Origin of the sequence: Acinetobacter baretiae, from assembly GCF_015627105.1 — a bacterium.
Lineage (GTDB): Bacteria > Pseudomonadota > Gammaproteobacteria > Pseudomonadales > Moraxellaceae > Acinetobacter > Acinetobacter baretiae.
Genome location: NZ_VTDM01000017.1, coordinates 79,096 through 100,968, shown reverse-complemented (window position 1 = coordinate 100,968; position 21,873 = coordinate 79,096). Strand labels below are relative to the sequence as shown.

Genomic DNA, 21,873 nt, shown 5'->3' with positions numbered 1-21,873 from the left:
TTTCCAAGTTTCATTTTTATGCCATCGAGGTTGCCTATATAATAAGGTTGACCGTAGGGGTCTTTTTCAACTTGTGGACTATTTGCTGCAGACTCTTTTTGATGACATGCCATGGTCAAAAGCGACAAACATAACAGTACGGTCTTTTTTAATGTAGACACCATGTTTTATTTCCTATCAGCTGACATTTAAATAAAAAAATTGATTAAATCATTAGTTAAAATAAATCGAATACCTGTGGATTAAACCCATCCATTATTGGCAACATCTTTTCTCACCATGTTGTTTTATTTTACTTATATACTGTGCAACAGTTCACAATATTTTTCACCACTTAATGCCATGCTTGGTCAGATTTTTAAGTAATACAGCCAATGAACAAATCATATTTATACATAAATACAAAACATCATTAGAAAAAGAGTATTTGATTTACATTAAGCTCTGATGTTTAGAGCCATAAAAAATGGGCATGATGAAACATGCCCATTTTTAATTTTCACTTAAACTCAATCACATTATGCTGATCTGGCAATTTAAGGCAATAATGTGCCTAATTTTTCGCCCATAACGACAGAGGATTGTGCTTGAAAGACAGCGTCCCATTGCATTTTTTGATGTTCAAATAAAACGATTGCTGTTGAACCCAAATAAAAGCGACCCAATTCATCGCCTTTTTTCAAAGCAATATCATGTTTTTGCAATTCAAGACGACCTGATGGTTTTACTTTGCCTGTTGCGACAGTTTCAATTCCTGCCACAATCATTGCACCAACCAAGACAACAGCCATTCGTCCAATATCTGTATCAAATAAACAAACCATACGTTCATTACGTGCAAACAAGCCCGGAACATTTTCTGCGGTGACTTGATTGACTGAAAATAGCTCCCCGGGAACATACAATGTTTCGGTGAGCACACCATCGAATGGCATATGTACACGATGATAGTCTTTCGGTGACAAATAAATCGTTGTAAAACACCCTTGCTTAAATGGTGCAGCTAAAACAGGGTCTGCAACCAATTGTTCGACCGTAAATTTTTGACCTTTGGCTTGAAAAACATCACCATCGACAATATCGCCAATTTGCGAAATTGCACCATCGGCAGGGCAAACAATATGTTGCGGATTTTCATCTACAGGACGAATATTATTTTGTAGCGCACGGGTAAAAAATGCATTAAATGAAGGATATTTTGTTGCATTACTTTCTTCTGCAATCGATAAATCAATCCCATATTTTGCTTTAAAGGCTTGAATCGCTAAATTTTTTACAATTAAATTTTCACTGGCTGCAACTTTGCCAACCACACGGCTCAATTTGTGCTGTGGTACTAAACGCTGTGCTTTCAAAAACACCGTTTTCTTTAATGCTTCGAGGCTCAAAGTGGCTTCTCTCCCATAACAATCGGACTATTGGTCATGTTACCCCATTCGCTCCATGCACCATCATATGCTCTCACTTGCCATTGCAACATACGTGCTAGTAAATATGCAAGACCAGAACGATGGTGCGATTGGCAATAAACAACCACAGGTTGATCTAAATCAAACCCCATATGCTGTAAATTTTGTCGAATTTCAACGAAAGGCTGTAATTTTAAATGATTTTCACGGTCTAAAGCACGGTCAAATGCATAATGCAGAGCATTTGGAATATGTCCGCCTTTGCGGGCAGCTCGTTGTTGCCCTGTATATTCTTCAAATGAACGACAATCCCACAGTTGAATATCTTTATTTTCAACAGCTTGCTTGAGTGTCATATAATCAATCTGGTAGTTTTCAACCTGACTTAAATTAACCTGATATAAATGACTAGTCGGTTCAATTTTGGGCTCTACAGTAGTGACAGGGTATTTATTGGCAAGCCAAGCATGTATGCCACCATTCAAAAGACTCGTACGTTCAAATCCTGCACAATGTAAATTCCACAAAAAACGGCTTGCCCACGCCCCTCCTTCATCATCATAGGCCACAACATGATGATCAGGTGAGAGCTGAAGATGTTCAATCAAAGACTGTAGGTCATCTTGCTGAGGTAATAGACCTGTTGCAAAATCGCGTTGTGAAACCAACTGTTTGGGCATGACATGAACCGCATGTGGTAAATGCAGTTGTCTGTATACAGATGTTCGCGTTAAATCAACAATACGTAATTGTGCATGGTCTAAATGAGGCAGAAGTTGTTCTGCATCTATCAATAAATCAAAAGAGAAGTCAAAACGTGTCATGGAAGGTCAATTTTTTTGTTCAATGTTAACCTATGACCGTACAACATTGACATGCTGTCCCCGTCATAGAATGGCAGTTAGTGTTGGCGTGGTTTGTCAAATATCTGCTGTAAATAGGCTAAGAAGGTATTATCATCCGTCATGGTTTTACCCGGACTATCTGAAATTTTAGCGACAGACTGCCCATTACACTCCACCAATTTCAATACGACATTCAGTGGAGTTACGCCTAAATCATTGGTTAAATTCGTACCAATACCAAAACTAACTTTAAAGCGATCTTTAAAATATTGGTACAAATTCCATGCCATTTCTAAATTTAAACCATCGCTAAACGTCAGCATTTTGGTTTTACTGTCAATTTTTAGGGTTTGGTAATGATGATATGCTTTATCCCCCCAAACATAGGGGTCACCACTGTCATGGCGTAAGCCATCAAACAGTTTGGCAAAGTATAGATCAAAGTCATCTAAAAACGCATCCATTCCCACAACATCTGTGAGTGCAATGCCTAAATCACCACGGTATTCTTGTACCCATGCCTCAAGCGCTGCTTTTTGAAAGTCACGCAAACGTACATCAAGTGCCTGAAAAGCCTGTAAAAACTCATGTGCCATTGTGCCAATGGGCGTAATATTTAACTCTTTGGCCAATAATACATTACTCGTTCCTCGAAAGATTTCAGGCACATGTTGTTTAAATTGTTCAACAACATGACGATGCCATGCCAAGCTGTAACGGCGCCGTGTACCAAAGTCAGAAATTAAAAATGGCTCATCTGTCGACTGTTGTTGCTGTAATGTTTTCAAGGTTGCGATTTTTTGTTGTAAGCGCTGTTCACCCTCTGCCCACACAGCCTCTGAGTGTAGTCGTGTAAAATACAGTTCATTGACAATAGACAAAACAAATATTTCAAACATCATGGCCTGTACCATTGGCCCTTCGATATGAATGTCTAAACGTCCCTCTGCATCAAGACTAGCAACAATAAAACGGCGTTTGAGTTGAAATAATTCAAGGTAATCGACAAAGTCACTTTTAATAAAACGTAAGCCGCGTAAATATTGTAATTCATCTTGGGTAAAACGTAAGGTACACAACTCATCGAGCTGTTCGTTAAGATCTGCTAAAATATCTGGCAACGGATAAACCGTATCTTGCAAATTACGGCAACGAAACTGGTACACACTATGAGTTTGTGGAAACTTATGCAATACCACTTGTAGCATTGTAAATTTATATAAATCTGTGTCGAGTAATGAGCGTATTATTGGTTTCATATCAGTCGAAATATTTTAGCCTAATGCATTAAAGCATATTTTTTATCACTGCATTCGTTACAATTGACTAAAATTGCATAAAATTCTGCTTTAAATTGAAATACATTCATCAAAAAAATAGGCAAAACAGACAATGAAAGCACTGATTCAACGTGTTCAACAGGCTAAAGTCGTGGTTGACGATCAGACTGTGGCAGAAATCCAACAGGGCTTATTGGTTTTTATTGGTCTTGCAAAAGACGACAATCTTGACGTGGCTAAAAAGCTATTAGATAAAGTGTTTAAATATCGAATTTTTGAAGATGATCATGGCAAAATGGGCTGGAATGTCCATCAAGCCCAAGGACAAGTCTTATTGGTGTCACAATTTACGTTGATGGCCAATACACAAAAAGGATTGCGCCCAGATTTTGCACCCGCAATGCCACCAGCAGATGCCAAAGCGTTGTACGATGCGCTGATTGAGTATGCCCATCAAACGTATGTAGGGGTTGAAACTGGTATTTTTGGGGCAGACATGAAAGTACATTTAGTCAACGATGGCCCCGTTACCTTTCACTTAGAATGTCATTCTTTGGCTGTCCATTAACGGCCTAATTTACGACGAATAAATACTCGAGCTTGTTTGATTTTTTGTTCGACAGGCTTGGGCATTTTCGGTGGAAGCAGTTGCATAATTTTACTAAATAAAACCAACAGTTTCAGCTCACCATCTACAGCAATACTCTTATCTTTTAGCCCTGCCATAAATACACTTGAATCCCCTTTCATGAGTATTTTTACACCATGGTCACTGTCTTGAAAAATAAGATTGAAATCTGCGTCGACTTTTTGCCCGGATACCGTGTCGACTTTACCTTGGTTAATAATAATTTGTCGTGCAAAGCCTTGTTTTGTACTCAATTGAATACGTACTTGCTGATCGTGTGTTAATTCTATGAATTTAGGGCTGGTTTTGGCCAATTGTTTCATTCGTAAAACAATACCTGTAACCGTCAGATCTAAAGGATCTGTACTCAAATCAATCAACGGCAATTTTACAACAGGAATTGAAGAAAGATTCATGAAAAGGCCTATTCAGATATAGATTAACCATATATCGTATCACAGCAGGCACAAGCGCTTATACGTAATCTGAGTGAGTTTGTAACTTTTTTTAATCTTAAATAAAAAGGCATACCGTACAGGTATACCTTTTAATCGTGTATTGCAACCTATGATTGATTATTCGTCATCGTACACAGGTGTATGTTCAATCAATGATCTGTTTGAAACAGTACGTTGTTCTACAGCATCTAAACGCAACAACACATAAATTAAGCCGACCATCATCACGCTAGTTGCGGTCAGATAGGCATATAGTGTTTGCCACTGAGCAATTTGCTCTACGACGAGACGTAAAATTTCTACACTACCCCAAAACAACATACCCGCAACCATGAAACCTAGCCATTGACGGTATGGTGAAAAAAACACCATGACTAAAGCCGTCATAATGAACGCAGCCCCAAGCATCATCGCAAAATTTGCTGTTAGCATATAACCTCCGCAAAGCACTCTATGAGAGTGATCTATCTAAATCGAGCAATTAAGCCATTGCTGTTTTACGCAATCTCTCAGGCTTTAAAATAAGATTTGCATTCAGCACTTGAGTCATTATGCAAAAAAAAAATAAAAAAAACAGTGCCTTTTTTCTACAAAACGACACAGGTTGTCGCAATCCGCTTTTGTCATTACATTTTTATTTTTTCCCTTTGGTACAAAAGCATGACACATCATGGCTTGGCGTGTCATTACAAAAACATACCATCTAAAAAACGGCACTTATTATTTTTTTATGAAAAAAAGTGTTGGTCTTTATCGGTTTTTAATTCTGCATGGTTGTGGTGCATGAAACTGATGTTTTTTAACATCAATCACATGCACTTTGAGGTAATACATTAAAGATCGCTATGGCCCAACAGGTACAACACACCATCTAAACCAACGTATGAAATTGCTTGTTTTGCCGCTGCACGTACTTTGGGTTTTGCATGAAATGCTACCCCTAAACCTGCAAGCGATAACATTGGTAAGTCATTTGCTCCATCTCCAACAGCGATCGTTTGCTCCAACGTTAAGCCGTGTTGCTTCGCCAATTGTGTTAACAACACCGCTTTACGCTGTGCATCAACAACCGTACCAACCACCTGCCCTGTTACAACACCTTCTGCTATGTCTAAAACATTGGCATGAATTTCATCTATGCCCAGCGTGTTTTTTAAATGATTTGCAAAAAACACAAAGCCACCAGAAAAAATCGCGGTGTAATACCCTTTTGATTTTAAAGTGTCAATTAAACGACCTGCCCCTTCATTAATGGTCAAACGTGTGGTGATCTGATTCAACACATTAGCATCAAGACCTTTGAGTAATGCCACACGTGCTCGAAAACTTTGCTGAAAATCAAGCTCTCCTTGCATAGCACGTTCTGTAATTTCTGCAACTTGCTCACCAATTCCTGCGTCCTTTGCTAACTCATCAATGACTTCTTGACCAATGAGTGTCGAATCCATATCAAAACAAATGAGTTTTCGATCAATTTGCGTACTGTCAAAATCTTGTACCGTCATGTCAATTCCTATCTGTGTAGACATAGTTAGGCATGCTTGACGTAAAGATTCAATTTGGTGATGTTGTGGATCAAATGCGATGGTTAATTGTTGTACATAGTAAGGAGTGCCCTCAGATAAAGTACGGCATGTCAATGTTGTGACGTCTAATCCTTCTTGTATCAGCATATTGGTCACAGAATCTATATGATTACCTAGTGGTTCACGGCCTAATAATGTCACCACATAGCGTGGACTGTACTCTGAATTTGTCATTTATCTATCTTCTGCGTTACAAATTGGTTTCAATCAAACAATCGCTTTGATTTCTTATGTTAAAATTAGCTTGATTTATGGGTAGATACAACCTGATGTTGAATGAAAATATCAGACCGTGTATATAAATCAAACATATGCGTATCGTTGGCGGTAAAACACGCTGTACTGCGGCTGGAATAAGCACACGCTATTGTAGTCATAAAATGAGCATAAAATAAACGACTCTGATTTGGAAATATATCTTGAACGCACCTAGACAAGGGCTTTTTGCCAGCTTACTGATTGTATGTTTTGTACTACAAACACTGTTATTGGTCATTGCAACGACACATCAACTCAAAGAAAATCGTGCAAACCAAGGTCAGCTCATGACCAGTCAGCTTATTACAGACAGTCTGCCAGAAATGATGCCACCTAATACCGTCTCTTTAGCACTGATTGGCAATCGTTACGCAACAAATCCAAGCGTAGCCTCTTTGCGCATACTCGATGCCAGTCAACAGGTTTTAGCAACAGCAGGGTTAGAACAAACACGCTCAGGTGAGGTTTTTTCAAGAGACATCATGCAAGGTGAGCGTAAAATTGGACAAGTTCAGCTAACGCTCATTGAACCAAGTATTGGGGAAATTTTGCGTAGTGAATGGCTCGCAATGACATTGTCATTATTGCTTTATGTTTTCTTATGGTTGGCTTATCGTTTGATTGCTCGACCTACTCGCCGTGAGTATTTAGCTCGCCTAGCTCATGAAAATGAATTAAAACAACAAATTTCTACATTAAATCAAGCATTGTCTATGGCTCAATCAGACCCATCAAATACATGTGTGCCCACCTCTCCTGAAGAGGATGTCGAAGAAAGCACTGTAGAGCATATTAATGAAAAAACCATTTGTTTAAATATTCAATTTTACGACCCCAAACAACTGCTCGATACGGTCAGTCAATCTGTCACACAGGCTTATTTTAATTTATGCCAACTTTTTTTAAATAAAACCATCACGCAGTGTGCTCAACACTATAACATTTCAGTCGATGATTTTATCATCAGCAACAGTTTTGATGCGCATGGGGTAACCGTTGAAATTGATGCAGAAAAATACAAAGATGCCGAATGTCTCATGATGATCTGTGCAGTATTTCAAATGTTATCAGATGTTCTTTACAGACGTTATAGAGAAGAAAAGCGTTTTGTTTTACATACTCGTTGTGCCATTTCAAGTGGAGTCAAAGACATGCAACTCGATGCACTCCCTGCTGCAAAACGTTTAACGCAATCTTTAACCGGCAAAGAAAGTGCGGTATATATTAATCATAAATTTTTGCAAAGTATGACACAGTGCTATCAGTTGGTTACACTTCCTCACCCAACCAATGCATTAACTCGTCATGCTTATTTAATTAATGGAATGAATCATGACTGTGCTGACTTAGCACAACGGATCAGAACACAGATTTTAAAAGGTTAATCATTTCGATTCAAAGCGCTTAGAGATCATCTAAAATACATATGCCAACAATGAATGCAATTATCAAGATAAGAAACAAAGAAAACCAAATTTTTCCCGTTTTAGAGAGAGTTTTATAACTTTGTTTGATATCTTGACTTGCAGTAATGGCTTCACCGAGTAATGAAATAAGCTCAATCATGACTATACTCTTTTATCTGAAAACCAAAAAATAATGTCATATAATACAATTTAAAAAATAAAAGAATATTTATACATAAACGATGATTCACAATGTCAAATAACCATGAAAGTATAAATATGCATACTGCGATTTCTTTTAGATCACATCAAAATACCACTCATCTCTTTTCATCACTGACAATTTACTTTATTGTAGCCTGATATATTCAAATCGCTTACCTCTCATGCGTAAGCACAAGAGACCACAATAGATTAACAACAAACCCAGTGCATTGGCCTGAAAATGTATTGGGCATAGGTAAAAAAATGCCACTCAATACTGTAGAAGAACTGATCGAAGATATCCGTGCTGGAAAAATGGTCATTTTAATGGATGATGAAGATCGAGAAAACGAAGGTGACTTGGTCATGGCGGCAACTCACGTACGCCCTGAAGACATTAATTTTATGATTACCCATGCACGTGGTTTAGTGTGTCTCACTTTAAGCAAAGAACGCTGTCAACAACTCAAACTTCCATTGATGGTTGACCAAAATGGAGCACAACACGGAACCAATTTCACTCTCTCTATTGAAGCGTGTGAAGGAATTACGACAGGAATCTCTCCTGCTGAACGTGCTCATACCATTCGTACCGCAGTTTCACCTCAAGCTAAACCTGCAGATATCGTACAACCTGGACACATTTTTCCATTAATGGCTCAGCCAGGTGGTGTACTACATCGTGCAGGCCATACGGAAGCTGGATCAGATTTATCTCGTCTTGCAGGCTTAGAGCCTGCTTCTGTGATCTGCGAAATCATTAATGAAGACGGCACAATGGCACGTCGAGCAGATTTAGAAAAATTTGCCGAGAAACATGGCTTAAAAATTGGTACAATCGCTGACCTGATTCATCACCGTATGACCAGTGAACAAACTGTTGAACGTTTAAGCCAAGAAACGATTGAAACTGAATATGGTTCTTTTGAGCTATTTCGTTACAAAGAACATGGGAACACAGAAACACACTTAGCCATTGTTAAAGGTGAGCCTCAAGAGGGTGTGACCACTGTGCGGGTACATGGTTTTAATCCATTACGTGATTTACTTAAACTCAAAAACAGCTCGGGTAAAACCAGTTGGAGTTTAGACCAGTCTTTACAATACGTTGCTTCTAGCGAACGTGCCGTTTTAGTATGGATTGGACAAAATCACTTATTAGATTTAGGGCATGCATTTACTACGCTTAACTTGCCTAAAACGGCCAAGTCAAGCTCAGAGTTATCTCGGCAATACCAAACAACAGGTGTTGGTGCACAAATCTTGCGTGACTTAGGTGTTGAGAAAATGAAATTACTTAGCTCACCACTGCGATTTAATGCACTTTCTGGCTTTAACTTAGAAGTGGTAGAATATATTTCTGCCGATCAATTGACTGAAAAATAAGAGGTTATTATGGCTATTCGCCGTATTGAAGGTTTAATGCATCTCGCAGGTGAAGGTCATTATGCGATTGTTGTTGGCCGTTTTAACAGTTTCGTGGTTGAACACCTTTTAGAAGGAGCCATTGACACACTAAAGCGTCATGGTGTTGCTGAAGAAAATATTACTGTTGTTCATGCACCTGGTGCATGGGAACTTCCTGTTGTTGCTAAGAAATTAGCGAAAACATCAACTTACGATGCCATTATTGCGCTTGGTGCCGTGATTCGTGGAAGCACACCTCACTTTGACTTTGTTGCAGGTGAATGTGCTAAAGGTTTAGGCGTAGTTGGCTTAGACACAGGCTTACCTGTCATTAATGGTGTGCTTACAACAGACAGCATTGAACAGGCCATCGAACGTTCAGGTACTAAAGCGGGCAACAAAGGCAGCGAAGCTGCTTTGACGGCCATTGAAATGGTTAACTTGTTAAAGGCAATTTAATCGATGTCACAAACATTACAAGCAGTGTATGCTGCAAAACGTAAAGCCCGCCGCTTTGCTGTTCAAGGAATTTATGAATGGCAAATGAGCAAAAACCCATCGCATCAAATTGAAGCACGTACACGTGCTGACAATGCCATGCATAAAGTAGATTTAAACTACTATCATGAACTGCTCACACAAGTGATTGCAGAACATGAGGTATTAGATCAACTGCTATTGGGTGTTTTAGACCGTGAACTCTCTGCTTTAGATGGCGTAGAGCTTGCGATTTTACGCTTAGGCGCTTACGAGTTGCGTGATCATGCCGAAATTCCTTACCGTGTTGTTTTAGATGAATCTATTGAACTCGGTAAACATTTTGGTGGTGCAGACAGCCACAAATACATCAATGGTGTACTTGACCGCTTAGCGCAAACATTACGCCAAGCAGAAAAACACGCTTAAAGTAGAACATACAATCTATGGCCGAATTCTCAATTATTGAACAGTACTTCAAACAAGCTCGCTTGTATCAAAATAATGTTGTACTAGGCATCTGCGATGATTCGGCAATTGTTTCTCCCCCGCCCAACCATGAATTGGTCATTTGTACCGATACGCTTGTGGCAGGGCGACACTTTCCAACCAACACCTCAGCACATGCCATTGGTTGGAAAAGTGTTGCAGTGAATTTATCTGATCTGGCCGCAATGGGTGCAACTGCACACAGTATTTTATTGGCCATCACTTTGCCGCAGATCGATCATGCTTGGTTAAAAGACTTTTCAAATGGCATTTTTGACTGCTGTGCACCCCATCATGTCGATTTAATAGGTGGTGATACAACCCAAGGCCAACATTTAACCATATCCGTAACAGCGTTAGGTTGGGTCAAAAAAGGGCAAGCCATCAAACGACAAGGTGCATGCGTCGGAGATTATGTGGTTGTCAGTGGGCAACTAGGCGATGCAGCCTTTGGCTTACAACATCTAGGACACCCCTTACAACAACGTCTTGATTATCCGAGCCCACGCTGTCTACTTGGCCAACAGTTACAAGGGTTAGCATCGAGTATGATTGACCTTTCAGATGGTCTTATTCAAGATTTGAATCATATTTTATTGGCCTCTAAAGTCGGTGCCCGACTCGATTTAGAAACGCTCCCGCTCGACCCTGCACTACATCATCTACCACACACCAAACAATGGCAATATGCTTTGGCAGGAGGTGATGACTATGAACTTTGCTTTACTATCTCTGAAAAAAATTACCAACAACTCATACAAAAAGAGCTGTCTGTACCTGTGCATATTATTGGACGTATAGAAGCGCCTGTAGGGCTAAGACTGTACTATCAAGAAAAACGACAAGATTTAGATTTACATGGATATCAACACTTTGCACAAACCTAAACTTCGTTTTAGTCGATTATCTTGGCCACAACGTTTCATTGTTTTTTTAGGCGTAGGTCTAGGTTCTGGGCTCCTACCTAAAGCACCAGGCACATTTGGCTCAGCATTTGCTTTATTATTTATACCCATATGGTACAGCATTGGCTTTAACCTATCTGCCATTACAATTGTCATGATGTCTATATTGGGAATTGCCATCTGTGGTCATACAGCCAAAATTATGCACGTCGATGACGATGGACGAATTGTTTGGGATGAGTTTGCTGGGCAATCTATTACATTCTTGCCTTTAATCTATTTTAATATCATGAGTGTACAATGGTTATTTATTGGTTTTGCGCTGTTTCGTTTGTTTGATATTTGGAAACCGTGGCCAATTTGTGTTGCAGACCAAAAACTGTCAGGTGGGTTTGGTATTATGTTTGATGACCTCTTAGCAGGGGCATGGGCTGCACTGTGTATTTTGATTTATTTATCAGCTTAACTACAAACTTGTAGGGTGATTATGTCAACAACTGTTATTATTTTAGCTGCGGGAAAAGGCACTCGCATGCGATCTTTGTTACCCAAGGTATTACAACCATTGGCAGGCAAACCATTACTTGGCCATGTGATTGAAACAGCAAAACAATTACAAGCACAAGACATAATTACAATTTTTGGCCATGGTGGTGCTCTCGTTAAAGACGCATTTTCACAAGAAAATATGCGTTGGGTCGAACAAACAGAACAACTCGGTACAGGACATGCTGTACAAATGGTGTTACCTGTTTTAGCAACTTCGGGCACGTCTTTAATTTTATATGGCGATGTTCCTTTAGTAAGTGCTCATACACTCCAACGACTACTCAAAGCCTCTGAAAAAACAGGGATTGGGATGATCACCTTACAGGTTGCAGACCCAACAGGCTACGGCAGAATTGTACGTCATCACGATCAAATTCAAGCCATTGTAGAACATAAAGATGCGTCTACAGAACAACAATGTATTCAAGAAATTAATACAGGAATATATTGTGTAAGTAATCAAAAGCTTCACGAATGGTTACCACGTTTGTCAAATCAAAATGCCCAAGGTGAGTATTACTTAACAGATATTATTGAAATGGCGGTTGCTGATGGCTTAAACGTTGCATCGATTCAACCAGAGATGGCCTTTGAAGTCGAAGGTGTCAATGATCGTGTACAACTATCAAAGCTTGAAAGAGAGTATCAATCACAACAGGCACTCAGCTTAATGCGTGACGGTGTAACATTTGCAGACCCAGATCGTTTTGACTTACGGGGTTCACTCAAAGTCGGGCGTGATGTGCGTATTGATACCAACGTGATCATTGAAGGTGACTGTGAACTAGGTGATGGCGTTGAAATTGGGACAGGTTGTGTTTTAAAACATACAAAAATTGCAGCCTATACCAAAGTACAGCCCTATAGCATATTTGACCATGCTGTTGTGGGAGAAAACAACATGATTGGCCCATTTGCTCGACTTCGTCCTGGCAGTGTACTTGCCAATCAGGTTCATATTGGGAATTTTGTTGAGGTCAAAAATAGTCTGTTAGCGCAAGGGGTCAAAGCCAATCATTTTACCTATTTGGGTGATGCAATAGTGGGACAACATACCAATATTGGTGCTGGAACCATTACTTGTAACTATGATGGCGTAAACAAACATAAAACGCACATCGGTGAATCTGCCTTTATTGGTTCAAATAGTGCATTAGTTGCGCCAATTCACATTGGAGATGGTGCAACTGTTGCTGCAGGCTCAGTCGTTACTCGTGACGTTGCCAACAATGCATTGGCCATTGGACGTGCCATGCAAGTTGAAAAATCAGATTATCAACGTCCACAAAAAAGCAAATAAAAACATTAAAAATTAGAGGTATAAAGTATGTGTGGAATCGTTGGTGGTGTTGCTGAACGTAATATTAGTGAAATTTTGATTGAGGGTTTAAAACGCCTTGAATATCGTGGCTATGACTCTGCAGGCTTAGCATTAGTGAATCAACAACATGTGTTGCGTGAACGCCGTGTAGGAAAAGTAATTAATTTAGAAGAGGCTGTTAAAAGCAGTCAAATTACAGGTAGTTTAGGGATTGCGCATACACGCTGGGCAACTCATGGTAAACCTACTGAAAATAATGCTCACCCTCACCTTTCAGATCGGGTTGCTGTGGTGCATAACGGTATTATTGAAAACTTTGCTGAACTTAAAGACAGCCTCGAACAGCAAGGCTATGTATTTTCATCACAAACAGATACTGAAGTTGTTGCGCATTTAATGACTGAAGCATTAAAAACGCATACCACTTTGTTTGGTGCTGTACAACATATTGTTCCAAAGCTAAAAGGGGCTTTTGCTTTAGGGATTGTACATGCAGATTACCCAGATGAACTGATTGCTGTACGTGAAGGTTCGCCTTTAGTCATTGGTGTAGGTATCGGTGAACACTTCATTGGTTCAGATCAATTGGCATTATTACCTATTACAAATCGCTTTATTTATCTTGAAGAGGGTGACATTGCATGTATTACCCGTCAAGACGTACGTATTTACGAACAAGGTCAGCATGAAGTAGAACGTCTCACCAAAGAATTAGATGCCACCGTCAGCCATGCATCAAAAGGTGAATATAAGCATTTTATGCTCAAGGAAATTTTTGAGCAGCCAGAAGCATTACAGCAAACCATTTCACAAGCACTTAATGGCAATGCACTGCGTGATGATTTTTTACAGCATGCTGAAGTTGACTTTAAAAAAATTAAACAAATACAAATTATTGCCTGTGGTACAAGTTACCACTCTGGTTTAATTGCAAAATATTGGTTTGAACAACTGATTGATTTTCCTTGCCAAGTTGAAATTGCAAGCGAATTTCGTTACCGCTCACCGGTCATTGTTGAACATACTTTATATGTATGTATTTCTCAGTCTGGTGAAACAGCAGACACATTGGCTGCACTGCGTGATATACAAAAGCGTGCCAAAGCAAAGAATATTAGCATTTCAAGTATGGCGATTTGTAACGTTGCAACCTCATCTATGGTTCGTGAAACAAACTATCACTTACTGACCTTAGCTGGCCCTGAAATTGGTGTTGCTTCAACAAAAGCTTTTACAACACAGCTTGCTGCATTAATGCTGTTTATTTTAAAAATGGGGCAAGTACAAAATCGTATTTCTGAGCAAGATTTAGTGCAAATGATTGAGCATCTATGGCATTGTCCAAAGGTGTTACTCAACACACTACAACACAATGCTGAAATTTTACGCTTATCTGAGCTGTTTGTTGAAAAACAACATTGTTTATTTTTAGGGCGTGGAACCAACTATCCTATCGCTTTAGAGGGTGCTTTAAAGCTAAAAGAAATTTCTTATATTCATGCAGAAGGGTATGCTGCAGGTGAGTTAAAACACGGTCCATTGGCTTTGGTGGACAACGATATGCCTGTAGTTATTTTGGCACCTAAAGATGACATGCTCGATAAACTTAAATCGAATATGGAAGAGGTACAAGCACGTGGTGGCGAACTGTTTGTATTTGCCGATGAACATAGTGGTATTACCGACAAAGATCGCCAACATGTGGTGAAAGTACCACATATTAGCCATTGGTTAAGCCCTATTATTTATAGTGTACCAGTGCAATTGTTGTCATATCATGTTGCGGTATTACGTGGTACAGATGTAGATCAGCCACGTAATCTAGCTAAATCAGTGACTGTTGAATAAATCATGTAGTTCGCATGCGTTATTTGTAAGAGAGTAATAAAGTTTCATCCTAAATTTCTAAAAAAACCCACACAAACCATGTGTTAAATCGCATAGGGTGTGGGTTTTTTAGTTTTAAAGCATCGTTAAAATGAGCAATATATCAAATAAGAAAAAGTAAAAAAGACACTCAATCGTTTTTATATTTTGGTTTTTTCATCAAATTCAAAACTAAATTTCATTAAAAACATTTTGCGTATTACTGGCCCAATCCTCTCCTATAGATTGTCGTAACATTACAATGATGCGTTGCATTTCAGTTTTGTGAACACCTAAGTTTTGAGTGATTTTTAAATGTGAACGAAGCTGAGCATTTACACCGCCTAAAGCCGAAAGACTCCCTATGACAACAAGTTCACGATCTAAAGGAGATAAATTATCTCGACTAAATAAATACCCAAATAAATGTGACTTCAAAGCATAATCCATCGTGGGTGAAAAATTATCAAATAATGGTTTGGAGTTCTCTACAACAGATGCTTTATTGAGTGCACTCAGCTGTGCGATACCTCGCTGATAATATGAAGTACTGTCTGCTAAAACATGAGGCAAAGCACCCTCTTCATCTTTAATTCCTTGTTTTTTTCGCTCCTCAAGTACACTTTTGAAGGTCAACATGCCATTTAAAGCACGTGGAAATCCAACATATGCAGACTGGTGAGCAAATACTTCTTTCATTTGATTCACTGTCAAACCGTTATCTAAAGCTTGAATTAGGGCAGGTTTTAACTGTACTAAATCGCCTGTAGCAGTAAAGGCTGCAATGGGAATCAAACTTAACTGTTTTTGTTCTAAAGTTACAAAGGTATTGGAGGAAGGAGTATTTGTGCGTTCAGATGAAGGAAAACTTACTTCTTCTAGCCACACAACATTTTTTCCATCTTGTACCACAGGTGATAATGCAATATGTGACATTGCACGTTGCTCGCTTGCCCCATGCCAATGCTTGACATTGGGTGGACACCAAACCACATCGCCTTGACGTATTATTTGTATAGGTTTACCCCATTCTTGCGTCCGTCCCTCTCCCTCAGTCACAATCAAATATTGACCGTGAGGATGTGTATGCCAATGTGTGATTGCACCTGCTTCAAATTGAACCAATGCTGGTGCAATATCACCCTTTGAAGGCATTTGAGGTAACCGAGAAAACTGCGCTTTTCCTGAAAAATAACTCGAGGGTGCAGATTGTACTTTTTGTGATGTAACCCGTGTAATTTGTTGGCCTGTTTGTTCTTCAGCATATACCACACCTGACAACGAACTCATCACGAGTAAGGTTTTAATGTGCTGTTTCATGATCATTCCCCGATCATTTTTATGAAAAAATGAGGGTGACGATGAAATCAAATCATGACCCTCACCATAAAACATATAATTTATTTTAAATATTGACCATAAAACCCAGTCAATTGATCCATTGCTTGTTTGACATATTCAGGTTTCCAATACGTTTCAATATGAGTGGCATTTGGAATTTTAAATAAAGTTTTATAGGTACTTCCTGTGGCTTTCGCAAAAGCATCTTCCGTCATATATAAACTATCTGCTTTACTTCCTGCAATCATGAGTAAAGGTTGATGAATTAATTCAATTTGATTCGTGGCATCCCAACGCATTAAGTCAAGCAAACTACTCATGGTATATCTTGAAGTTGAGTTCGGATGTGCATGTGTTTTACCATAATATTCATACCCTTGACGATACAGCTCAAATGGGAGTGCTGCAATTTGTGCATCGGTCAAAGGTGTAGATGAACCCACATACACAGGTGGAGCACCTGCTGCTTCTTGTGCTCGTGCATCACTTGCTTGTTTTAAACGCTGTTGAACCGTATTTAATTGTGAATCTTGGTAACCATTACGGCGTACTCTGCCCGAGTTAAACATACTTATTGTAGCAACGGCGTGAAAGCGCTTATCGGTTGTGGCTGCTGCTAACGAATACCCACCACCACCACAAATTCCAAGTAAACCTAAACGATGCTCATCTACGCCAGCATACTGTGTAATAAAATCTGCCATACCATGTATGTCTTCTATACGATACATTGGCTTATCTACATTACGAGGTTCTCCTGCACTCCCACCTTGGTACGCTGCATCTGCAGTAATCGTAATGTACCCTTGCTCGGCCAATTTTTGTGCATATAAACCTGATACTTGTTCTTTTACGCCACCATTTGGATGTGCAACCACCACCGCAGGATATTTTTTCTGAGGATCATAATTGGCTGGCGTATATACATTGGCAACAATATTAAGCCCATTGAGCGTATAGTGAACAGGGTGAATATTCACCTTCCCTTTGACATTTTCAGTCACTGCATTTTCATACACTAAACCAAAAGTATTTTCTTTTTTGTCTGCTGCAAAACCCACAGCAGATGTACTCATTGCAGCTGACATTAAAATAGTTTTTAAAATTTTCATTCTGATTTCATTCCTAAATATGAATTAAACATCTATTTTTCGACCCACTAACCACTCAATCATGGCAGGGTCACGGTGAGAGAAAAATGCACTTGTGGCTGTATCTATGGCGGTTATATGCGTCATGTCTTCGGCAGATAACTCAAAATCAAAAATATGAATATTTTCTTGCAAACGTGCTTTTCGTACTGACTTGGCCAACGAGACAATTTTTCTTTGGAACAACCAACGTAAAATCACCTGTCCAACAGATTTGTTATATCTTTTGCCAATCTCTATCAGTATCGGATGGCTAAATATATTATTTTTTCCTTCTGCAAAAGGAGCCCAAGCTTCTGGTTGAATATCACGAGAATTCATCCACGGTACAGCATACAATTGTTGGTTAAATGGATTGACTTCAACTTGATTAACAGCAGGTTTTATCGAATGAAAAGCCATTAAATCGACCAAGCGATCAGGATGGAAATTGCTGACACCGATGGCACGAATTTTACCTTCAGCATATAATTCTTCCATGGCGTGCCATGCACCATGTACGTCACCAATCGGTTGATGAATCAGATATAAATCGAGATAATCGAGTTGTAATCGATTCAATGAACGTTCAAATTGCGCTTTTGTTCCTGCATAATTTGCATCTTGTAGCCACAATTTGGTGGTTACAAATAATTCGTCACGAGGGATTTGGCTTTGGCGAATCGCTTGTCCAACTTGCGTTTCATTTTGATAAGAAGCTGCTGTATCAATTAAGCGATACCCTGCATCTATAGCATGTAATACCGCTTGCTCACATTCCACGGGGTCACTCATTTGAAATACACCAAAACCGAGTAATGGCATGTCAATATCGTTATTTAATTTCACCGTTTTCATAGCAACCTCTCATCACATACATATAGGGTATTGATTGAAAAATCACTATACTCCAAGACGCTCAGGTGTATTAGTCAGACAATTTCGATTACATTTATATTAATTTTTGATAAATAGCAGTACATTAAAAAAACAATTCGAAGGATCTTTCATGTCTGAAAATTTAAATGATTTAAAAGCCTTTATTATGGTTGCTCGGCTTAAAAGTTTTACAAAAGCATCTGGACAACTCGGTGTTTCTCAATCTGCGCTGAGCTATACCTTAAAAATGCTTGAACAACGTCTTGGTATAAAATTGCTTAATCGCACAACTCGAAGTGTGTCTTTAACGCAAGAAGGGGAAAAACTTTTATATGATATCGAGCCACTGATTATTGGTATTGAACAAAAACTGTATAATTTAAACGAGTTTAGAACCTCACCTACGGGTAAACTCAGAATCAACGGTACAGAGTTGAGCATTAACTATTTTTTATGGGATAAGCTCTCTCAGTTTTCAAAAGAGCACCCCAATATTCATCTAGAGCTCACGATGGATTATGCATTCACTGATATTGTCAAAGATCGTTATGACATTGGTATTCGACTTGGAGAATACCTACAAAAAGATATGATTTCTGTCAAAGTCACACCTGCTTTACATATGATGACTGTGGCCTCGCCTGAATATTTAAAAAATTTTGGTACACCACAAAATCCTAGAGAATTATACAAACATCGATGCATTGGTTTACGCCTACCTAGCCATGAACGTATTCAATCTTGGGAATTTCGAAAAGATATGAGTGAGGTAGATACCATATCACCCGATTTTTCGATGGTAGTGAGTCATGCTAGATTACAAATCAAAACAGGGGTAGATGGACTAGGTATTGTCTGGCTCCCTAAAATCATGATTGAAAAAGAAATACAGCAAGGTCAATTGGTGGCTATTTTAGAAGAGTGGAATATGGTGTATTCAGGATATTACATGTACTATCCAAGTCGACGCGAATCATCTCCTTTATTTCGCTTATTGGTTGATGCCTTAAAACTCACTTGAGCAACAGCACACCACGATCATTACAATAAATGATTCACTGCACTTTAAAGTACAACCTTTTAATTATTTATACGGTCAATACAGTGAAAGGCTTGCCCACACATATTCTGTAGTTTTACCTGTATGTGTTTTTCGGTGGTTTCACTATAAATGCATCGTTATTGCCTTGAACAAAGAATATTCTATACAAACAATTGCCACTTCATTTGAAGTAAATCATATTTTTTTTAAATAAGAAAAAACGTATTAAAATCTCATTAGTACGTCTTTTACCATCTAAACAAAGTGGTTATTGAAGAAAATGAATCATTTTATCTAAAAATATATCACACTGCTGTAGCTGACTCAGTGAAATATATTCGTTAGGTTTGTGTGCAACATCGATTGAACCGGGGCCACAAACAATCACAGGACAGTCAAGCGACTCGAAAAACAGTCCTCCTTCTGTTCCAAAAGAAATTTTGCCTAGCGGTGTATACGTAGGTAAAAGTGTTTGCATATGCTGAACAATGTCAATAGTGTGTGCGGTACTCAGTCCCGGATAGCGATTCACTTCATGAATATGAATATATTTTTCAAATCTGCTGTTATTTAAAGAAGTATATATTTTTTGCTGAATGTGCTGATGATTATCTTGTGCAATGTTACGAATTTCATAATCTACAATACATTCATTTGGCACAATATTTAATGCTTGCCCGCCATAAATTTTGCCAATGTGTAAGGTCGTATAAGGAATATCATAATCTAAATCTGTTGGGTGATCTTGTGTCACCTCTTGTTGAACCTGTATCACAGCATTTATCAAGGCATTGGCAGCATGTATGGCATTACTAAAATGTGGTGCCAATGCCGAATGACCTTCTTGTCCTGTACAAATGGCTTTAAAAACGGACTTGCCTTTATGACCCAAAGCAATCTGCATAGATGTAGGTTCACCCACAATACATATTAAAGGAGTAACTAAAAATTCTGCAAGCTGTGGCAAAATATCACGCACACCAATACAACCAATTTCTTCATCATAAGAAATGCATAAATGTAATGGTCTTTTTAATCCCTGTTGTGATGCACAAATCATCGCCCACATGGCACAGGCAATAAAACCTTTCATATCTGCCGTACCGCGACCATAAATCTGCTGATCTTTTTCTACAGCAATAAATGGAGGACTTTGCCAATCTTGACCATCAACAGGCACAACATCACTGTGCGCAGACAACAATATACCAGCGACATCTTGTGGCCCAACACTTGCAAACAAGCAGGCTTTATTGCCTTGCTCATTCAATGTTAATTGAACCACAATGTCATATGCTTCAAATTGTTGCTGAACAAATTGAATGAGCTCAAGATTACTTTTATACGATGTGGTATCAAATGCAATAAGTTGTTTTAACAATGCTGTCGAGGCGGTATTGGGCATGAATGTTAATCCTTGGTTCGAATATGTGGGTCATAAAAATGTGGTGCCCCCATACCCGGAATATACTGATCAGAAATAAAAGATCGACATCGACTAATAAAGGCTTGTGCAACCGTATTGAGAACCGCATTTTTTGCAGTCGCAAGCCCAATTTGCATTGGGCGTTGTTCGCCAGAAATTCGTACACGTACCAAAGGTTTACCATCTAAAGAATAATTCATTTTTGGTCGTACATTTAAAATACTATAGCCAATATTATTGGCTACCATGGCACGAATAACTTCTGTATTTTTAGACATTTTCACAATATTTGGATTGAGCTTTTTTTCTTTAAATAAAGAAATAAAATAATCATTACTATATGGCATATCCAATAAAACCATCGGATGTGCTGCTAATTCTTCCATGGTCACGGCAGAAGCATCTGCTAATGGATGGTCTTTACTAAATAATGCATATGGCGGCAAACTGGCCAAAGGCTCAAAATGTATAACATCATGGTCTATATTTAAATCGTATGTGAGTACAACATCTAATACATTGCGCTGTAATCCACTCAGTAAAACTTCTTGATCGCCTTCACACACGTCTAAATGTACACTTTTATATAAATGACTAAATCCGTGAATGATTTCTGCATACAACATGGGTGCAAATGCAGAAAAACATCCTAATTTCAAAGGGCCTCGAATGGAGCCAGAGTAATTGGCAGCCAAAGCATATAAATTGCCTGCACGTGCTAAAATCTCCTGACATTCTTTCATTAAATGCTCACCCACATTGGTTAAAATGAGCCCTTTTGCATGTTGACGAATGAACAGTTGCACTTGTAACTCAGATTCAATATGAGCGATTGCGGCAGAAATCGATGGTGAAGAAACATGTATTCGTTCGGATGCAATAATAATACTGCCACTTTCTGCAGTCGCTACAAAATACTCAATTTGACGCAATGAAATACGATTTAGCACATTTATATCCAAAAGTT

21 protein-coding genes and 1 pseudogene are annotated in these 21,873 nt (G+C 38.8%); 10 read left to right on the top strand and 12 right to left on the bottom strand.

Annotated elements, in window-relative coordinates; translation table 11 throughout:
- Nucleotides 1-536: 536 nt before the first annotated feature.
- The 3 genes from asd to pncB form a co-directional block, all read right to left on the bottom strand.
- Nucleotides 537-1,388 carry an archaetidylserine decarboxylase gene (gene asd / locus I2F17_RS07985; RefSeq protein ID WP_196421819.1) on the bottom strand — a complete coding sequence of 284 codons (852 nt, stop codon included), beginning with the start codon at nucleotides 1,386-1,388 and terminating at the stop codon, nucleotides 537-539.
- The gene (locus I2F17_RS07980) at nucleotides 1,385-2,233 is read right to left on the bottom strand and encodes a sulfurtransferase (RefSeq protein WP_211139536.1); all 849 of its coding nucleotides are present in this window, start codon (nucleotides 2,231-2,233) and stop codon (nucleotides 1,385-1,387) included. Before I2F17_RS07980 ends, asd begins: the two co-directional genes overlap by 4 nt.
- 77 nt (nucleotides 2,234-2,310) lie before the next feature.
- Nucleotides 2,311-3,513, bottom strand: coding sequence for a nicotinate phosphoribosyltransferase (gene pncB, locus I2F17_RS07975; protein ID WP_211139535.1), 1,203 nt, complete (start codon nucleotides 3,511-3,513; stop codon nucleotides 2,311-2,313).
- Between the two features lie 133 nt (nucleotides 3,514-3,646).
- On the opposite strand from pncB, the gene dtd reads away from it, so the two are divergent.
- On the top strand, nucleotides 3,647-4,102 hold the full coding sequence (dtd, locus tag I2F17_RS07970; RefSeq protein WP_211139534.1) for a D-aminoacyl-tRNA deacylase: 456 nt from the start codon (nucleotides 3,647-3,649) through the stop codon (nucleotides 4,100-4,102).
- Here the strand turns inward: dtd and I2F17_RS07965 are convergent.
- From I2F17_RS07965 to serB, 3 genes and pseudogenes are all read right to left on the bottom strand, one after another.
- Nucleotides 4,099-4,578 (bottom strand): SCP-2 sterol transfer family protein, encoded by a 480-nt coding sequence (locus I2F17_RS07965; RefSeq protein ID WP_196421823.1) that lies wholly within the window; start codon nucleotides 4,576-4,578, stop codon nucleotides 4,099-4,101. The genes dtd and I2F17_RS07965 overlap by 4 nt on opposite strands.
- Nucleotides 4,579-4,737: 159 nt before the next feature.
- Nucleotides 4,738-5,052: an AciT family ciprofloxacin tolerance protein gene (gene aciT, locus I2F17_RS07960; RefSeq protein WP_196421824.1), complete on the bottom strand. Its 315-nt coding sequence runs from the start codon at nucleotides 5,050-5,052 to the stop codon at nucleotides 4,738-4,740.
- A 401-nt stretch (nucleotides 5,053-5,453) separates the two neighbouring features.
- Nucleotides 5,454-6,176: pseudogene (serB, locus tag I2F17_RS07955) on the bottom strand (phosphoserine phosphatase SerB); the annotation flags it as partial.
- A gap of 449 nt (nucleotides 6,177-6,625) precedes the next feature.
- Between serB and I2F17_RS07950 the strand changes: the two are divergent.
- Nucleotides 6,626-7,849 (top strand): hypothetical protein, encoded by a 1,224-nt coding sequence (locus I2F17_RS07950; protein ID WP_196421826.1) that lies wholly within the window; start codon nucleotides 6,626-6,628, stop codon nucleotides 7,847-7,849.
- 19 nt (nucleotides 7,850-7,868) lie between these two features.
- Here the strand turns inward: I2F17_RS07950 and I2F17_RS07945 are convergent, their stop codons facing one another.
- On the bottom strand, nucleotides 7,869-8,030 hold the full coding sequence (locus tag I2F17_RS07945; protein WP_211139533.1) for a hypothetical protein: 162 nt from the start codon (nucleotides 8,028-8,030) through the stop codon (nucleotides 7,869-7,871).
- A 308-nt stretch (nucleotides 8,031-8,338) separates the two neighbouring features.
- On the opposite strand from I2F17_RS07945, the gene ribBA reads away from it, so the two are divergent.
- From ribBA to glmS, 7 genes are read left to right on the top strand one after another with little or no spacing between them, the layout of a single operon-like run.
- On the top strand, nucleotides 8,339-9,460 hold the full coding sequence (gene ribBA, locus I2F17_RS07940) for a bifunctional 3,4-dihydroxy-2-butanone-4-phosphate synthase/GTP cyclohydrolase II (RefSeq protein WP_196421828.1): 1,122 nt from the start codon (nucleotides 8,339-8,341) through the stop codon (nucleotides 9,458-9,460).
- Between the two features lie 9 nt (nucleotides 9,461-9,469).
- Complete coding sequence (gene ribH, locus I2F17_RS07935; RefSeq protein WP_211139532.1) at nucleotides 9,470-9,940, top strand: 6,7-dimethyl-8-ribityllumazine synthase; 471 nt, start codon at nucleotides 9,470-9,472, stop codon at nucleotides 9,938-9,940.
- 3 nt (nucleotides 9,941-9,943) lie between these two features.
- A complete protein-coding gene (gene nusB / locus I2F17_RS07930; protein ID WP_196421829.1) occupies nucleotides 9,944-10,387 on the top strand; it encodes a transcription antitermination factor NusB in 444 nt (147 codons plus the stop codon).
- A 17-nt stretch (nucleotides 10,388-10,404) separates the two neighbouring features.
- Nucleotides 10,405-11,334: a thiamine-phosphate kinase gene (thiL, locus tag I2F17_RS07925; protein WP_196421830.1), complete on the top strand. Its 930-nt coding sequence runs from the start codon at nucleotides 10,405-10,407 to the stop codon at nucleotides 11,332-11,334.
- Entirely contained in the window at nucleotides 11,306-11,818 is a 513-nt protein-coding gene (locus I2F17_RS07920) for a phosphatidylglycerophosphatase A family protein (protein ID WP_211139531.1), read from the top strand. The genes thiL and I2F17_RS07920 overlap by 29 nt, the downstream gene beginning before the upstream one ends.
- A 21-nt stretch (nucleotides 11,819-11,839) precedes the next feature.
- Complete coding sequence (gene glmU / locus I2F17_RS07915; RefSeq protein WP_196421832.1) at nucleotides 11,840-13,201, top strand: bifunctional UDP-N-acetylglucosamine diphosphorylase/glucosamine-1-phosphate N-acetyltransferase GlmU; 1,362 nt, start codon at nucleotides 11,840-11,842, stop codon at nucleotides 13,199-13,201.
- A gap of 27 nt (nucleotides 13,202-13,228) precedes the next feature.
- A complete protein-coding gene (gene glmS / locus I2F17_RS07910; RefSeq protein ID WP_196421833.1) occupies nucleotides 13,229-15,070 on the top strand; it encodes a glutamine--fructose-6-phosphate transaminase (isomerizing) in 1,842 nt (613 codons plus the stop codon).
- A 210-nt stretch (nucleotides 15,071-15,280) separates the two neighbouring features.
- Here glmS and I2F17_RS07905 read toward each other — a convergent pair whose 3' ends face one another.
- From I2F17_RS07905 to I2F17_RS07895, 3 genes are all read right to left on the bottom strand, one after another.
- Nucleotides 15,281-16,408 (bottom strand): (R)-mandelonitrile lyase, encoded by a 1,128-nt coding sequence (locus tag I2F17_RS07905; protein WP_211139530.1) that lies wholly within the window; start codon nucleotides 16,406-16,408, stop codon nucleotides 15,281-15,283.
- An 80-nt stretch (nucleotides 16,409-16,488) separates the two neighbouring features.
- Entirely contained in the window at nucleotides 16,489-17,541 is a 1,053-nt protein-coding gene (locus I2F17_RS07900; protein WP_196421835.1) for an alpha/beta hydrolase, read from the bottom strand.
- A gap of 24 nt (nucleotides 17,542-17,565) precedes the next feature.
- Entirely contained in the window at nucleotides 17,566-18,417 is an 852-nt protein-coding gene (locus I2F17_RS07895) for an aldo/keto reductase (protein WP_196421836.1), read from the bottom strand.
- Nucleotides 18,418-18,568: 151 nt separating this feature from the next.
- On the opposite strand from I2F17_RS07895, the gene I2F17_RS07890 reads away from it, so the two are divergent.
- On the top strand, nucleotides 18,569-19,459 hold the full coding sequence (locus I2F17_RS07890; RefSeq protein ID WP_196421837.1) for a LysR family transcriptional regulator: 891 nt from the start codon (nucleotides 18,569-18,571) through the stop codon (nucleotides 19,457-19,459).
- 289 nt (nucleotides 19,460-19,748) lie between these two features.
- Here I2F17_RS07890 and argE read toward each other — a convergent pair whose 3' ends face one another.
- A complete protein-coding gene (gene argE, locus I2F17_RS07885) occupies nucleotides 19,749-20,885 on the bottom strand; it encodes an acetylornithine deacetylase (RefSeq protein WP_211139529.1) in 1,137 nt (378 codons plus the stop codon).
- Nucleotides 20,886-20,890: 5 nt separating this feature from the next.
- The gene (locus I2F17_RS07880) at nucleotides 20,891-21,856 is read right to left on the bottom strand and encodes a LysR family transcriptional regulator (protein ID WP_211139528.1); all 966 of its coding nucleotides are present in this window, start codon (nucleotides 21,854-21,856) and stop codon (nucleotides 20,891-20,893) included.
- Nucleotides 21,857-21,873: the final 17 nt, after the last annotated feature.